The sequence below is a fragment of the Paraburkholderia sabiae genome (assembly GCF_030412785.1).
In the GTDB taxonomy this organism is placed as follows: Bacteria; Pseudomonadota; Gammaproteobacteria; order Burkholderiales; family Burkholderiaceae; genus Paraburkholderia; species Paraburkholderia sabiae.
In genome coordinates this window covers 69,393-83,590 of sequence record NZ_CP125298.1, presented here as the reverse complement: position 1 = coordinate 83,590, position 14,198 = coordinate 69,393, and the positions used below count along the sequence as shown (strand labels likewise).

At 59.4% G+C, this 14,198-nt stretch carries 15 protein-coding genes; 9 read left to right on the top strand and 6 right to left on the bottom strand.

Annotation, left to right across the window (positions count from 1 at the left end):
• Window positions 1-40 precede the first annotated feature (40 nt).
• Window positions 41-244, top strand: coding sequence for a cold-shock protein (locus tag QEN71_RS43010; protein ID WP_007577962.1), 204 nt, complete (start codon window positions 41-43; stop codon window positions 242-244).
• A gap of 151 nt (window positions 245-395) precedes the next feature.
• On the opposite strand, the gene QEN71_RS43005 is transcribed toward QEN71_RS43010, so the two are convergent.
• Complete coding sequence (locus tag QEN71_RS43005) at window positions 396-1,142, bottom strand: H-NS family nucleoid-associated regulatory protein (RefSeq protein WP_201659389.1); 747 nt, start codon at window positions 1,140-1,142, stop codon at window positions 396-398.
• 406 nt (window positions 1,143-1,548) lie between these two features.
• Between QEN71_RS43005 and QEN71_RS43000 the strand changes: the two genes are divergently transcribed.
• Both QEN71_RS43000 and QEN71_RS42995 read left to right on the top strand, forming a co-directional pair.
• Window positions 1,549-1,875 (top strand): H-NS histone family protein, encoded by a 327-nt coding sequence (locus QEN71_RS43000; protein ID WP_201659392.1) that lies wholly within the window; start codon window positions 1,549-1,551, stop codon window positions 1,873-1,875.
• Window positions 1,876-2,328: 453 nt separating this feature from the next.
• On the top strand, window positions 2,329-2,808 hold the full coding sequence (locus QEN71_RS42995; protein WP_233472110.1) for a D-alanyl-D-alanine carboxypeptidase family protein: 480 nt from the start codon (window positions 2,329-2,331) through the stop codon (window positions 2,806-2,808).
• On the opposite strand, the gene istB is transcribed toward QEN71_RS42995, so the two are convergent.
• Window positions 2,785-3,573, bottom strand: a complete 789-nt coding sequence (gene istB, locus QEN71_RS42990; protein ID WP_290468285.1) for an IS21-like element helper ATPase IstB — start codon at window positions 3,571-3,573, stop codon at window positions 2,785-2,787. The two genes, QEN71_RS42995 and istB, sit on opposite strands and share 24 nt — an antisense overlap.
• 6 nt (window positions 3,574-3,579) lie before the next feature.
• Window positions 3,580-5,103: an IS21 family transposase gene (gene istA / locus QEN71_RS42985; RefSeq protein WP_201662938.1), complete on the bottom strand. Its 1,524-nt coding sequence runs from the start codon at window positions 5,101-5,103 to the stop codon at window positions 3,580-3,582.
• Window positions 5,104-5,173: 70 nt separating this feature from the next.
• Between istA and QEN71_RS42980 the strand changes: the two genes are divergently transcribed.
• Window positions 5,174-5,938, top strand: coding sequence for a serine hydrolase family protein (locus QEN71_RS42980; protein WP_290468339.1), 765 nt, complete (start codon window positions 5,174-5,176; stop codon window positions 5,936-5,938).
• Between the two features lie 238 nt (window positions 5,939-6,176).
• Window positions 6,177-7,034: an MBL fold metallo-hydrolase gene (locus tag QEN71_RS42975; RefSeq protein WP_201662542.1), complete on the top strand. Its 858-nt coding sequence runs from the start codon at window positions 6,177-6,179 to the stop codon at window positions 7,032-7,034.
• A gap of 646 nt (window positions 7,035-7,680) precedes the next feature.
• Here QEN71_RS42975 and QEN71_RS42965 read toward each other — a convergent pair.
• Complete coding sequence (locus tag QEN71_RS42965; RefSeq protein ID WP_201662539.1) at window positions 7,681-8,073, bottom strand: hypothetical protein; 393 nt, start codon at window positions 8,071-8,073, stop codon at window positions 7,681-7,683.
• 993 nt (window positions 8,074-9,066) lie between these two features.
• On the opposite strand from QEN71_RS42965, the gene QEN71_RS42960 reads away from it, so the two are divergent.
• The 4 genes from QEN71_RS42960 to QEN71_RS42950 all read left to right on the top strand — a co-directional run bounded on the left by QEN71_RS42960 (window position 9,067) and on the right by QEN71_RS42950 (window position 12,423).
• Window positions 9,067-9,711, top strand: a complete 645-nt coding sequence (locus tag QEN71_RS42960; RefSeq protein WP_201662551.1) for a MarR family winged helix-turn-helix transcriptional regulator — start codon at window positions 9,067-9,069, stop codon at window positions 9,709-9,711.
• 586 nt (window positions 9,712-10,297) lie between these two features.
• Window positions 10,298-10,954 carry a hypothetical protein gene (locus QEN71_RS42955; RefSeq protein WP_201662536.1) on the top strand — a complete coding sequence of 219 codons (657 nt, stop codon included), beginning with the start codon at window positions 10,298-10,300 and terminating at the stop codon, window positions 10,952-10,954.
• A 123-nt stretch (window positions 10,955-11,077) separates the two neighbouring features.
• The gene (locus QEN71_RS44940) at window positions 11,078-11,506 is read left to right on the top strand and encodes an alkaline phosphatase family protein (RefSeq protein ID WP_377792163.1); all 429 of its coding nucleotides are present in this window, start codon (window positions 11,078-11,080) and stop codon (window positions 11,504-11,506) included.
• Window positions 11,500-12,423 (top strand): alkaline phosphatase family protein, encoded by a 924-nt coding sequence (locus QEN71_RS42950; RefSeq protein WP_201662530.1) that lies wholly within the window; start codon window positions 11,500-11,502, stop codon window positions 12,421-12,423. The genes QEN71_RS44940 and QEN71_RS42950 overlap by 7 nt, the downstream gene beginning before the upstream one ends.
• Before the next feature lie 171 nt (window positions 12,424-12,594).
• Here QEN71_RS42950 and QEN71_RS42945 read toward each other — a convergent pair whose 3' ends face one another.
• Together QEN71_RS42945 and QEN71_RS42940 are read right to left on the bottom strand one after the other, a co-directional pair.
• Window positions 12,595-13,686: an extracellular catalytic domain type 1 short-chain-length polyhydroxyalkanoate depolymerase gene (locus QEN71_RS42945; protein ID WP_201662528.1), complete on the bottom strand. Its 1,092-nt coding sequence runs from the start codon at window positions 13,684-13,686 to the stop codon at window positions 12,595-12,597.
• Window positions 13,687-13,730: 44 nt separating this feature from the next.
• Entirely contained in the window at window positions 13,731-14,156 is a 426-nt protein-coding gene (locus QEN71_RS42940) for a CopG family transcriptional regulator (protein ID WP_201662548.1), read from the bottom strand.
• Between the last annotated feature and the right edge of the window lie 42 nt (window positions 14,157-14,198).

The window sequence follows — 14,198 nt, the reverse complement described above, 5'->3', positions numbered from 1 at the left end:
CGGTCGCGAACGCGGATTTTAAACGTCTACAGGTTCAAAAATGGCAACAGGTACAGTTAAATGGTTTAACGATGCAAAGGGCTTTGGGTTCATCACGCCGGACGAAGGCGGCGAAGACCTGTTCGCCCACTTCTCCGAAATCAAGACTGAAGGCTTCAAGTCATTGCAGGAAAACCAGAAAGTCAGCTTCGAAGTGAAGATGGGGCCGAAGGGCAAGCAGGCCGCCAATATCAAGCCTGTCTAAGCGGCGCGCGCTACCCTGACAAGTGACCCGCCCGTGCCGGTCAAGTTTTTTAGGTTCAGCGTGTCGGGAGTCCGTGCACGGGGTAGCATTCCGGTTCACCGATTCGAGCAGGACCGGCAGGCCCTGCTCATCACCGTCATCTCACTGACAATCAGCCCGCGACGGGCACCGAGACGCTCTCGCTGGCAGGTGCAACTGCTATCGGATTGTTCGGCGCCCGCTTCGCAGCCGCCTTCCTCGCCGCAGCTTTCCTGACTGCGGCCTTCCTCGCTGATACTGGCTTTGGCAGTGCCTTGGCTTTCTTCGCGACAACCGTTTTTTCCTTTACCTTTTTGGTCGCGGCTTGTTTTACGGTTGCCTTGGTGGACGAAACGGCCTTCGAGCCTGAACCGCCCGCTTCCGCGGCGACAATCAGAAACTTCGAACGGTCTTTGGCACCAGCCAACCATGCCGGCGCCGGACCGCGACCACTCCATGTCGCCCCACTCTTTGGGTCACGGTATTTCGGCGCCTGGGGGCCCTTCACGTAGTTGCCCGCCTTCGCGGGTTTCTTTGCGGCAACGGCGGGTTGTGCAACGCTGCCGTCGATCAGAAACTTCGTCCGGTCACGTACGCTCGCGATCCACGCCGGCGCGCGGCCGTGCCCCGTCCAGGTAGCACCCGTCTTCGGATGACGGTACTTTGCCGACACTGCTGACTTGGCTACCGTTGCGGCGCCTGGCTTGCGACCACGCTTCTTGCCGCCGGTATGTGCTTCGATGTCCGCAACGGTCAGGCCATGCTTTTCCATGATGTCACGAATCTTCGCGATCACGCCGGACGACTGCTTTGCGGCAAGCGCTTCGGCCTGGGCCTGCAACCTGGCGATTTTCGCCTGCACGTTTTCGAGCGTAGCCATGATTTCCTCTTTATGTATGTAGTAGTGGCCGAACTATGCCAGCAAGTAAGACGCACGTCGATAGTGGCACGCTACAATCGAAAGAGACTCAAGCTCAGAACGAATAATCCGGGTGCTTCGTCGGCCTTGCTTAAGGCAGCGCCAAAAGGGATGAGCAACGACGATCGCCGCGCTACGAAAGCGGCGATAGCCGAACCGCGCGCCCCCGGCTTCACTCAGCCCCGGCGCCGAAACCGCGACCTCAAATGCGCACGCTGACGAGATAACTGCTGCTTCAATCTTCTGGTAAGCGGCGACTGCCGCTCCCCACTCGGCGCGATTGAGCAGATCAAATCGGCTTAAGACAACAGATTGTCCGCAGATCATTTGGAAGAAATAGTCGGACGGTACTCAAGGAAGGAAACGAATGGGTGAACGTAAGCGGGACAGCATAATCGCTTATCTCCGCCACCGGATGGAAGAATATGGCATTGAGCCGGACGACCTGGCTTCAGCAATAGCGGGCAATCAGACAAGGCAGAAACCAGCCCGGTATCAAAATGCTACTGGCGATAACTGGACAGGCGACGGGGAAATGCCCCAGTGGCTGAAGCAGGCGATTAGCGCAGGACAAAGACTCGAACATTTTGAGGTGGCATCGGCGCCACCCGTGCAGGAAAGCCCGCGAAAGACGATCGACTGGCGCGACGACCCTTTTGCAGGGAGTCCACTCGCGCGGCAGCACGCTGACTGACGAGTTCACCTTTTCCTGCTGGACGAACGCCGGCTGCCACAGATGGATTGGATCGCGCGGGCCCTGTTGCCTTTCAGTTGGGGGAAACAGCGAAGATGAAAAGGCTGTTAGATACATCGCATCGCGAGCATCCCGACTCGCCCTGATCTTGGGGTTAGAACCGGCGCGACTCCTGGAAATCCTCACCCTGTATCGACCTGAGCACACGGAGTGCCTCCCCACGTAGCGGCTCAGAAAAGCGCTGCCCGACATCGCTCCCGCTCTACAGCGCCTTCCCTCTTCCGATCGTCGCCGCGCGCTTCGGCGACTTGCGTCCGAGGCCTTGAAAATCCGTTCGCCTTCCAACACCCGATCCTGATTCGAGCGGCTACATTTATGTTGTAGGAAGACGATCTTGCGCATGGAGTGCCCTCGCCTCCGAATTGCGGTTCGCAGGTCCGAAGCGAGAATGACATGAAGAAATCGATCTGCGCACTGCTGCTTGCGGCCACGTTTCTACACGCGCGTGCTGACACCCCGTCGCTCTACTCCCCGAGCGCGATCGTGTACGACGTCACGCGCGGCGAAGTCTTGCTGGAAAAGAATGCTGACGATCTCCGACCCATCGCGTCGCTGACCAAACTGATGACCGCGATGGTCGTACTCGACAAGGCACAGGACATGGGAGATACCCTGACCATTGACGAGGCTGACATCGACCGGCTCAAGCACTCGGGTTCCCGGATACCTGTCGGAACGTCGCTCGAACGCGAGGCGATGCTTCGCCTTGCACTGATGTCGTCCGAAAACCGTGCGGCGTCCGCCCTGTCACGCTCGTTCCCCGGTGTCACGGATCGGCGTAATCGAGCCGGGGATGATCGGCGTAATGAGGCCACCTGGAATGGCCCCGAAACGCGATTTCGAAGGGACTCAAGAATGCGTTTTTTTGCCTGATTTTGCAACCACGTTTTCGCCGTTTTCGGGCATCGGTTTCGGCTTGCGGAAGCTCTCACCCTCAATGACGACACGGTAGGCGCCGTGCCGTAGCCGATCGAGCGTGGCAGCACCGAGGATGCGGTTGTCGGGGAATGCGTCGCCCCATTCGCTGAAGTCGAGATTCGACGTCAGGATAGTTGCCGCGCGCTCATACCTGGCGGCGACCAGGTCGTGGAAGTCTTCGTCGTGGGGCGCACGCAGGGGTTTGAGTGCAAAGTCATCGACGATCAGCACCGGAACGCGCACGAACTGCTGCAACTTGCGTTCATAGAGCTCAGTCGCCCGTGCTGCATGCAGCTTCTTGAGCAATTCGGTTTGCGTGATGAACAGGACATCGCGGCCCTGGCGTGCGGCGCAGTGGCCCAGGGCCTGCGCGAGATGCGACTTGCCGACGCCGGTTTGGCCGACCATCAGCACGCAGACCTTCTCGTCGATATAGCGGCCGGCGGCGAGATCATAGATGTGAGCGCGGTTGAGTTTGGGCACGCGGTCGAAGTCGAAGTTCTCGAGCGTCTTGCCTAGGGAGAAGCCAGCGCGGGCGAGCCGCACGCCGAGCTTCTTCTGCTCTCGCCGCGCGACCTCGTCGTGCAGAAGCGTGGCGAGGAACTCCGTGTAGGCAAGTTGCCCGTCGATGGCTTGACGGTTGCGTTGCTCGAGCGAGTCGAGGATGCCCGAGAGGCGCAACTGCTTGAGGATCGTGTTCAGTTCTGGACTGGGATGCATAGGCGTTCAATGGATCAGAAGGGAATGGAGGTCACGGCCGAAGCGGCCGCCGTTCAGATAGGTGTCGGCAGGCGCCGGCGTCGGCGCTGGTGCTGCGGTGGGCTGGCTGTCCAGCCCCTTGTCGAGGATCGCCTTGACAGTGCGGTACTTGGGGCTGGCGAACACGAGCGCACGCTCGCACGCAGCCTCCAGCCGTTGATCGCCGACCTTCTCGCGAAGCCTCAAGACGCCCTGCGCGCCGCGCAGGTTGACGAGCACCTTGTCGTTGAACATCGCGAGAACGAGCGCGTGGCAGGCTGGCCCGATATCCTTTGCCCGCGCCAGGCACCACTGTGGATCGTGCTCGAGCCACGCTTGCGCTTCAGGCGGCTGGTGGTCACGCACCGTGTGGCGATCGCCGGGCTTGCGCAGGCGCGGATGGGTCGCGACGAGCTCATGGCGGTGGAACACCTGCACGACCGTGTCGGTCGCCTTCAGCCACAGCTGCTTGCCAACGAGCGTGAACGGCACCGAATACAGTGCCTTCTTGTAGACGACGTGCCCGTCGGTATGGACCTTGACCTCGCACCATACGGCCAGCACTGGCGGCACATCGGGCAGTCTGGCGAGCAGTGGCTTCTCGATGGCGAAACGTGCAAGCGGCTGCTCGCGCGTCGTGCCGTGCTCGCGCGTGCCGGCCTGCTGCATCACCCAGTCGCGCAATTGACGGTTGGCGTCGGCGAGATCGCGGAATTCGCGCAGCGGCACGAAGGATCGTTTGATGTATTTGACTCCGGCCTCAACGACGCCCTTCTTCGCAGGATCGTGTGGAGGGCATGCATCGATCCGGAAGCCGTACCCCTCGGCCAGCGCGGCGTACGAGCGCTGTACCTCGGGGTCGTACATGCACGCCTTTGTGATCGCGCACTTGGCGTTGTCGATGATCACGCGTTCGACGCGGCCACCGAACCATTCGAAGGCGCGCCGGTGACAGGCCAGCCACGTCTCGACCGTCTGATCCAGCACGACCTCGGCGTATTGATGACGCGACCAGCACAGCGTCATCACGAAGAACCATGTCTTGAGCAGAACCCCGGACTCATGCGTGAGCACCGGACCGGCGCCGAAGTCGACCTGTGCGGCCTCGGCCGGTGCGAACTCCAGGATCGTCGTCGCTCTCGCGCCGCGCTCGGCCTTCAGGTGCAGCAGGAAGCGCCGCACTGCCGAATAGCTGCCCGTATAGCCGTGGTTGCGCTGAAGCGCGTTGAAGATCGTCGTGCCCTGCACGTCGGCGTCATACCAGCCGCGCACCAGATCGCGAAACGGTTCAATCGTGGAGACGCAGCTACGCGGCAGCTTCGGATTGCGTCCGAAGATCGCTGCCAGTTCGGCGTCGTCCGGCAAGGGCCGACCGGGATCGAGCCAGCCCCGAGCGAGCGCGACCTGCCTGACGGTCTTCAGCTTCCCACGCCCCATCAGGCGTGCGCTGGCAATGTCACGGTCGGAATCGCCCTGACGCATGCGCGCCAGAACCTGTCGATACTCAAACACTTCGAACCTCCTTCGACTCATCGGCCCTCCGGGCAAAAAGCCTGAAGGTACCGGGTTGTGGAAATTCGAAATGCGTTTCGGGCTGCCGCCCGACAGAACACTGAGCCCGCTACGTGGCTCGATTACGCCGATCCTGCGGTGGCTCCAATACGCCGATCATCGAGTGGCCCGATTGCGCCGATCATGCACTGGCTCGATTGCGGCGATCATCCGGTGGCTCGATTACGCCGATCCCGGAATGGCTCGAATATGCCGGTCAGTGACACCCGGCGGCCGATCAGCGTTCGTCGGGCAGATGAATCTGAAAGCGCGTGGGCTAACCATGTCCGACACGCATTTCGAGGATCCGACGGGACTTTCGCCGGACAATGTCTCCACGGCGCGCGATGTTGTCAAACTGGCAATCGAAGCGTCGCACTATCCGACTATCAGTTCATTTACCACGCTGACAGCGTATGAACAAACAATCGGCAACCGGACACGTTTCTATCGCAACACAGATCCGGTTGTCCGCTGGACGGATTGGGACGTTCAGCTCGCCAAAACCGGATACACGCGCGAGGCGGGTCGCTGCATCGTGGTCGATGTCGCGATGCCGAGAGGCCCGGTAATCATTGCGCTGCTTGGCGCGCGTTCATCCGGTGCCCGCTCCGCTGATCTGGCCATGATCCGTAACTGGGTGAACGGCGGTGGCCCTTCCGTAGCCGTACCGCGGCTGCACTACGCTTCGACGCATTTGCATCACAGCCACCCGGTCGTCGCCAGCCAGCCGCATCGCGTGAAGGTGCGATTCGCGTCGACCGGCCCGTCACATCGCATGCGTCGCACCGCGTGATCGCCGGCCGAGCCGGTGCGTAAGCGTGTCCGCTCTGGCAAGACACGCATCGCCGTCGACACCGGAACGTGTTTCTCCTCGAAAGGGCCACATTGCCGCGAGACCGGTCGAACCACAGAGCGCGCCTGGAGCCGCCACTCGTTGGACGCCACAGTCGCGTCTGGCTGCGGCGGGTGTTTGAAAGATCTATCATAGTGAACCGTGAGGTCGCCATGATTTGTCGGAATTCGAGCATCGAATGAAGCCATCACGCAATACCGACTCCGTCCCAGGGGAGTGGTATATCGACACAGCCTGCATCAATTGCGGTGCGTCGCGTCATGTCGCGCCGAGGCTGATTGTCGAAAAAAACGATAAGAGTGTCTTCGTTCGGCAGCCTGTCACGCAGGAGGAGCAACTGGCTGCCTGGCGTGCGGTGTTCGTATGTCCTACGGCATCGGTACGCAGCGAAACGAAGCAGCCTCGCCCGAACGCCGTGATCTTTCCGGAGCAGATCGCATCGGGGGTGTGGCGGTGCGGATTCAACGCACGGTCGTCGTTTGGCGCACATTCATATTTTGCGGCGCGTCCGGACGGCAATCTGCTGATCGACTCACCGCGCTATGCGGCGGAGCTGGTGAAATGGTTTGAGGAAGCCGGGGGTATTGCGCACATCCTTCTGTCGCATCGTGACGACGTCGCAGATGCGGACAAATACGCGCGCCAGTTCGGCGCTCGCGTCTGGATCCATCGGGAGGACAGGTCGGCCGCCCCATATGCTACGGATCTGCTCGACGACCGGTCAGCACAGGGCATCGCGGCCGGCGTGCGCGCAATCCCACTGCCCGGGCACACTCGGGGAAGCGTCGCATACCTGCTTGAGGATCGCGTACTCTTCTCAGGTGATTCGCTTGCCTGGAGCCCGCGCGAGCGGGACCTCATCGCGTTCAGGGACGCGTGCTGGTATTCATGGACCGAACTCACCGAATCGCTTGGCAAGCTGGCCGCGTATCGATTCGAATGGCTGCTTCCTGGTCACGGCTGGCCCGTGCACTTGCCAGTCGTGGAAATGAGTGCTCGCTTGCTCGCGTTGGTTGCACGCATGCGAAATGATTGAAGTCGCCGGCTCAATCATTCTACCGCTTATCGCTTCGGATGGACTGGCTGCCTCACGGGCTCGTTGGCGCTCGTCGTACTCGCGCCGCTTTTCGGCATGCCGCCGCAGATCGTGTTGACGCAGTTTTCGCTCAACCTGTTATGTCAACTCAGACTTCACGGCACGTGAATTCCACGCCTGGCCCGATCGAACGGAGCTAAAGAATGAAAATACGACTTATCTGCCCCATGTCGTCGGTGAACTGAAAAACATTCAGTCGACCAGCTCTGACGTCGAGAGAAGCTGCTCGACGTCCCCAATGGAATACGCAAGGGACGGGTTGTACTCGAGCTCGGAGATGAGCGTTCGCCTTCTCTCGAGAAGTCGCTGAATCGCACTGGCCCGGGAAACAAAGATTTGCTCCATCGATAACCACCATAACCGGTGCGAGCACCGGCTAACGCCCTGTAGCGCAGATCAATCGGTATATGACGCGAACTACCGCGCGAATATTCCCTCACGTAAAGCGCGACTTTCAGGAAGCCGGCAAACCTGGATGAAGAGACTGCAGCTCTCGCACGTCTTCGGATAACGGATGCCGGATGCAGACGGGCACATCTGCCCCACCTCACTGGAGCCCCGGCAAGCAACCATGAAATGGCCTTCCTTACAGCGCTTCGCCGTCGCGTGTGCGTAGTTTGCCGTTCATGAACCAGCCCATTTCCACGAGATGGTCCACGCACATCTCATAGACTGCCCGAACAAACTTGGCGCGGAAGTCGGGTCGAGGTTCGGAGACCGCGGCTGACTCGACGCCAAGCATCACCGGTAAATTCAGCTCGACGCGTTCAGCGAGCGTCTTCGACCAGCTCGAGATTGACACCCGCTCAAACCAGTCAGCATCGTGCCCATTTGCAGCCAGCCAGATACGTTCGAATTCAACGACGTCCCCGACAGTGAGCCAGTCGCCGCTAACGAACCTTGTCAGAAGTTGAGATTCAACCAGAAAGGCGAGCAACTCGGCTCTCGCCCGAAGATCCAATTTTAGGGATTGGTTCATGCGTTTATCTGCATTCCTTACGTACCAGGCGAAAATTAGCAGTAGCAAACCGAAGAAAATGTCTTCAGCGACTCAAGTGATTCTTTAATACGGGCTTGCGGACTTAGCCTATGACTAACCGGCCGTCATTCGGCTCGCGACTCCGGATCGAGCCTTTCCCTGTTTGCTTCCGCTCAATCTCATCCAGCTTGTGCACTCAGCTCTTGCGACGTATCAAGTTGATATCCCGTCAGCCCCGACGTTTCAATGCGATTGTTTTGCCGACTGCCCCAATCATCGACAAGCATGCTCTACGGAGCGCATTGAACAAACGTCGCACGCTTAATCCGGCGATATACAAGATGCCGCGCTCGACAGCTGAATTCATCTTTGCCCGCATAATCTCTTATGCCTGTTCTACGGTAGCTTAGCGCCTCTTTCTTAGAACGTACACAATTGAGAGATTCAATGCAATCACCTTTCCGAGAAAGCTAACGAATGCCCGCGATCAAAATCAGGATTTAGTAACTTCTGCCCGTTTACATTAAAACGCATATGCATTGGAATCGATATCACGGTAACAAAGTCACAAACCACAGCGGCGGGCGTCTTCGCTACCACCGAAAAAAGTCGCGCAGCACAGAGAGGTGGTCTCTTTCCCTCGTCGCTTGACCACCAGCCTGGCCCCAGGTTCGGCAATGCGCAAAGCGCAAGCCAGACAGGTAAGCCTACACGGGCGCTGTCTCGTGGCCATATCGATGCCCATCCACGGGCGCAATAGAAATTCGGTTGACGCCGACGTTGGTAGAACAGTGACCGTGTCCACAGAGAAGGGAAGCCTCTCCTCGTCCACACAATGTAGTAGTATTTAGCAAACGGCTGTAAGGATCCGCTGATCAGCACACAACCTCGCTCCCAGAGAAAAATCTGATGCGTTGCTGACTGTCCGCGTGCCGATATTGAATGCGGGATGTCGACGTGAAAGGACAGTTCTCAACATCGACCGAAAAGACAATGAGCGAAGCCATATACGGAGCGCAGGCAACCGGGCGGGTGACCCACAGCTTGCTGCGACTTAGCACAGCCATGCGGAGCCAGGCCTGGGAATGGGCGGAAGGCGCCGGTCTGACGCCGACCCAGGGCGAAATCCTGGTGCTGCTAATGCAACGCAAGGGGCCGATGCGTCTCGGCGAAATCGCCCGTGAAACCGCGCTGACGGCCGCAACCACGAGCGATGCCGTCAGCACGCTGGAAACCAAGGGACTCGTCGAAAAGCGCCGTGCACTCGACGACGGACGCGCGCTCGCCGTGCGTTTGACGGCACGCGGGCGCACCGCAGCCAAACGCGCCACGCTATGGCCGGCTTTCCTCGCAAACGCGGTCGGCACCTTGCGTGACGAAGAGCAGTCGGTTTTCTATCGCACGCTGCTAAAGACCGTGCGCCAACTTGAGGTGCAAGGCCAAATTCCGCCGCACCGGATGTGCGTGACCTGCGCACATTTCCAGCCGGGCAAAAACCTGAAAAAAACGCTGCATCACTGCATGCTACTCGATCTGTCGATGTCGGACACCGATCTGCGTCTGGACTGCTCGGTGCACGAAACGGCCGACGCCGCCACGCAGAAAAAGACCTGGAAGATCTTCGCGCAGCAAGTCTGATGGGCCACTGCGCTTCGGCCGTCGCTCAGATTCCCCCGAGCAGCGGCCGGCGCTGCATTTGAACGACACGCAGAATCTGCCCGCTCATCGCGACGTCTCGCGCCCTGAGTCTGATGGAGAAAGCGTCCCTCTGCAAGCGGCGCGAACTCATTACCGGTGCGCATTTGAAGCAGTGAAAATCGCGGCAACTACCTTTGCGCGCTGCGGGCCGTGTTCAAGACGTACACGCTAAAGCTCATGGGGCCAGGTCTCGAGACGAGCAGTACAAACCTCCGTGATTCCGCGCACTATCGGAGACTGTTAATCGAGTCGCCCAGAATCAGTGAAAAGAGTTGCAAGTACTTCCGCATCGCGCAGCAATTCAATGTGCCATATGAATCTGGCAAGCTGCTCTGACACCTGACCCAGACGTTTGCTTTCAAGCCCGTCGGGCGAAGCGCCAACCACCTGCGACCACTATCTTAGTGACTCGACCAGAGGCACGGCCTGCAGCACTCATTGCCTCTCACCCGGGAAATGAGTTGTGCGATGACGAGGTGACAGCGGAGATCGGCGCGGCTTAGATCGTCGAAAATGCTCTTCATTTATGACGCGTCTCTTTACTGCGCCAATGCTTCTGGTGCTCGTCAATCTGGCGCGGCCGGTGAACGGTGAACGCGAGCCCTGTCTGATTCCGATTTGTGTTGCCGATGTTGTATGTGGTTGCGGGGGAGAAGGCAACGATGAGACGGGAGTTGTCGCGAGAGCGAGCGACGCCACCCAGCTTCCGGCCAGTAGCGTATTGGTCGTTCCTTTTAAGGCTATCTTTCGCGGAAAGACTTCTGCCGAATGGGAGGTCGCGCTTTGGTCGCGACCCCGTAACGCTCAATTGCCGCCACAACGCACACTGGTTGCCTATGGCATACCCGCCCGTGCTTCATCAGGGACCCGGCCGCAGAGTGCCAGCAATTATTCATTGTATGCCAATGCGAAGCGATTTTTCAAGATCGTCCGCGGCGTTCCGGCATCGTCGATCCGCCGTTCCAACGGTATTCCTCCCGCTGTGCTCGCGACGCCTGACGCGAACGTCGAAGCTGCGAATGACCGCATCGTGTTCCGGCCCACGGTGCTGAGCGCAGGGAACTCACGTGGTGGTGGCCAAGAAAGACGACGCGACGATGTCGCGACGTGCCGACGACACGAGCGCCTGAAACCCGACGCGGGTACTCCTCATTGCGTTTTATCTTTTGCAGCATATAAATAGAACGGTGTTTCGGTCGATTGCGTTCAAGCGTAAGTGGGACGGAGTCGAATTGGCCAATAATGGCCCGGGTCTCGTTGGCGGACGCCGACCTGAAAGACCTCGGGCAATAACATTCCGAGGTGAATGATGTCGGCGATACAGCACGTTTTCGTTCTCATGCTTGAGAACCGTTCCTATGACAGCGTATTCGGATGGTCCCGCCTGACAGGCAAAACACCCACGGGCGAGGCAACAACTGCCAACGGACTGCCTTCTACGCCCATTGTCAACTTCGGCAGAACGGGGACCTCATACACCCTGGGTAAGGGTGCGCCCTACGCCCTCGGCTTCGACCCCGGTCACGAATTCACCGATGCTTGCGTTCAACTGTGCGGGCTACAGGTGGCCAGCGGAGATACTGTGCGCAACGACTCGCTCGTGTCTGGGCCAAACGGATACCCACCGTTTGCAACGGATTTTTCAACGACGGGCTTCGCCGCGACATATGAGGATCATTCGGACATAGTGCCGGACGCCTTTAACGCGTTCACGCCTGACCAGCTTCCGTGCTGAATTTCCTGGCCAGCCAGTTTGGTGTGTGCGACAACTGGTTCTCTTCAATGCCAGGACCGACGTGGCCCAATCGATTCTTTGCTGTGGCCGGGACCTCGTCGGGACTTGACCATTCGCCGAGCGACGCGCAGGTGCTGGAAGCCATATTCTTCAACGCGCCCCTTTTCACGTTTCCGAACGGCACAGTTTTCTCGAAGCTACAGGCGTCGGACTGGCTTATCGTGCAGGGTGACGTTGCGCAAACGCGCGGCATCCATGGGATGCAAAACCTGCCGGGCCGATTCGTCGGGATGGATACGCTCATCTCGCGGCTCGCCAGCGACTCATTGACCGAAAAATTCATCTTCATCGAACCCACCTACGATGCGAAGAACGACTTTCGCAACGGCAACTCGATGCATCCTGCCGGGGATGTCCGGAATGGAGAAGCGCTGATCAAGCAGGTGTACGACGCTATCAGCACGTCGAGGCTATGGCCCAACAGCGTCCTGCTAATCGTGTTCGATGAGCACGGCGGGTTCTTTGACCATGTGACGCCTCCTGTTGCCGAACCGCCCGGGTCGGCCGAGAACCCCAGACTGAAGACTCACAACTTCGCTTTCGACAGGCTGGGCGCGCGCGTGCCGGCTATCGTCGTCTCCCCTTTCGTCCCCGCGGGCACCATCGACCATTCGCAGTACGACCACACGTCGATTCTGAAAACAACGGACAAGCTGCTTGGGCTCAACGGAGAGCTGAACCTGACCGCGCGCGTGCGCGCTGCAGACGACTTCGCGAAGATGTTGAATCTTGCCTTACCTCGCACTGACATCCCGCGATGTCCTGCACCCGTCGCCGCGAGTGGTGACCCGAGACCTTCGAGCGAAGGCTCTCCACGAGCAAAAGACCCCTTCCTTCCGCTGTACGCACACCACTAACCGTGACGGGTCGCTATCTGTCGGCCCAGGCGCTCTAACCGGAAATACGCGTGCGGAACACAGCATCACCTCCATATGGCGACGCCGACGACAGTACCATGCCCAACGATGCCGTCACTGACGAAGCGGCGGCATCGAGCCGGCATATCAGCGGTGGTCGTTCCAGGAGCATCATTGCGTTTGGGGATGCTCGAGGAAAAAGCGCAGCATCTCGGCACTGGCGTCCGGGCCAACTGGATCTGTGTAACTGCCTGCTGCGTTGCCCCCGGCCCACGCGTGTGACGCCCCGTGAATGATCCATAACTCAGCATCGATACCGTCGGCAGAAACCAGTTGGGAGACGGTGCAGGCCCGGCCCGCCCCAGCCGTTCTGCTCTCCGAATGTGCGCCCCGCCCTGCATTGAAGCCCTCGACGAGCCGTCTGGCATTGGTTATGTGGACAGTGGTGTCCGCATCACCGTGAAAAACAATCATCGGCCGTCGCGGTGCCAATGTGGTCTCTCGCCTTCCCCGCATCGATTTTCCGGCACCTTTGCCGCCCTTCATTGCCGCCAGTGCCGAGGGCAGATCGTGCGCACACGCCGGCGGGAGACCCGAATGCACACCGGCCGCGGCGTAAATCTCGGGGTATTCGGTGGCCATGATCGCCGCCATTGCACCTCCTGCGGACATCCCAGCGATGTACACGCGCCCGGGGTCGACGTTGTGGGCCGCGATGATATCCCGCGTGATCCCTGCGATCACTGACGGCTCGCCGCGCTCGCGACGTTGATCATTCGGTTTGAACCAGTTCCAGCACTTCGATGGATTGGCCTGCTGCGGCTGCACCGGATAAGCGACGAGAAATCGGTGCCGCTCGGCAAGCGCATTCATTCGGGTGCCCGTTGCGAAATCATCCGCATCCTGTGTGCATCCGTGCAACATCACGATAAGGGGTAACGGCTCGCCTGCGGCTCCCGCTGGAACATAAAGCCCATATTGACGACGACCGGCTGCGTTGGAGTACGCGAGCATGCTGAAATGCCCCCGGTCCTCAACGTCAACACTGTCTTCGCGTGCCCTGACTGAGGTCGTTTGCTGAGTCCATGCCTGCGAGCTTACGGGCGCCGTGACCTCTCTGCCAGATACATTTGCGTTTGCTGCACCGGCGCACTGCTCCCGCCGCGCGCGTTGAACCGCTTTTGTCGCTTCGACCGCACCGCGGGTACGCAGTAATTGCATCGCTTCATGCATCGAATTTAGGAATCCTTCATTCAGTTTCATTTCTTTGTCCGGTTGTCACCTACGTTTGGGGGTCGGGCTAGCGACTAACGGATTCTTCCCGCGAGCGCCTTTTTGACCGCTGGCGTTGCATGAAAGGCTCCGAGTACCACCACACTTTCGATGGTCTCCGATGCGAGTTCCGGGGACACGTCGGTGGCAATGCTGGCCAGGCCCAGCACCTGGATCTTTAGACGCTCCCGGGCGTCACGAACCGCCTCGAGATCCTGCCTCGAAAAATGCTGCATCCCGAGCACAAGCGCGCGACGCTCGACGGTCTGCTTGACGACGGGTGCATGAAGCGCGAGCTGGTTTCGTATTGCCGTGCGGATAAGGTCGGTCCGGTTTGAATAGAAGCCTTCCTCAACGAGAAGATCGATTTGGCCGAGATCGATCGGACCGAGGTTGATCGTGATTTTTTCTGACTCACTGCCCCGTGCACGCGGCCCTTCAATCATTGCTTCTTTTTTCATCTCCGCCATCCATTCACCATCCATATGGATGGTCATAGGCTG

Bases quoted from the DNA above. Each gene is read 5' to 3' on its own strand.
- QEN71_RS43005 (WP_201659389.1), bottom strand. From the start codon at position 1,142: ATGGCTACGCTCGAAAACGTGCAGGCGAAAATCGCCAGGTTGCAGGCC.
- QEN71_RS43000 (WP_201659392.1), top strand. From the start codon at position 1,549: ATGGGTGAACGTAAGCGGGACAGCATAATCGCTTATCTCCGCCACCGG.
- QEN71_RS42975 (WP_201662542.1), top strand. From the start codon at position 6,177: ATGAAGCCATCACGCAATACCGACTCCGTCCCAGGGGAGTGGTATATC.
- QEN71_RS42980 (WP_290468339.1), top strand. From the start codon at position 5,174: ATGCGTTTCGGGCTGCCGCCCGACAGAACACTGAGCCCGCTACGTGGC.
- QEN71_RS42955 (WP_201662536.1), top strand. From the start codon at position 10,298: ATGACGCGTCTCTTTACTGCGCCAATGCTTCTGGTGCTCGTCAATCTG.
- istB (WP_290468285.1), bottom strand. From the start codon at position 3,573: ATGCATCCCAGTCCAGAACTGAACACGATCCTCAAGCAGTTGCGCCTC.
- QEN71_RS44940 (WP_377792163.1), top strand. From the start codon at position 11,078: ATGATGTCGGCGATACAGCACGTTTTCGTTCTCATGCTTGAGAACCGT.
- QEN71_RS42995 (WP_233472110.1), top strand. From the start codon at position 2,329: ATGAAGAAATCGATCTGCGCACTGCTGCTTGCGGCCACGTTTCTACAC.
- QEN71_RS42960 (WP_201662551.1), top strand. From the start codon at position 9,067: ATGAGCGAAGCCATATACGGAGCGCAGGCAACCGGGCGGGTGACCCAC.
- QEN71_RS42945 (WP_201662528.1), bottom strand. From the start codon at position 13,686: ATGAAACTGAATGAAGGATTCCTAAATTCGATGCATGAAGCGATGCAA.
- QEN71_RS42940 (WP_201662548.1), bottom strand. From the start codon at position 14,156: ATGAAAAAAGAAGCAATGATTGAAGGGCCGCGTGCACGGGGCAGTGAG.
- QEN71_RS43010 (WP_007577962.1), top strand. From the start codon at position 41: ATGGCAACAGGTACAGTTAAATGGTTTAACGATGCAAAGGGCTTTGGG.
- QEN71_RS42965 (WP_201662539.1), bottom strand. From the start codon at position 8,073: ATGAACCAATCCCTAAAATTGGATCTTCGGGCGAGAGCCGAGTTGCTC.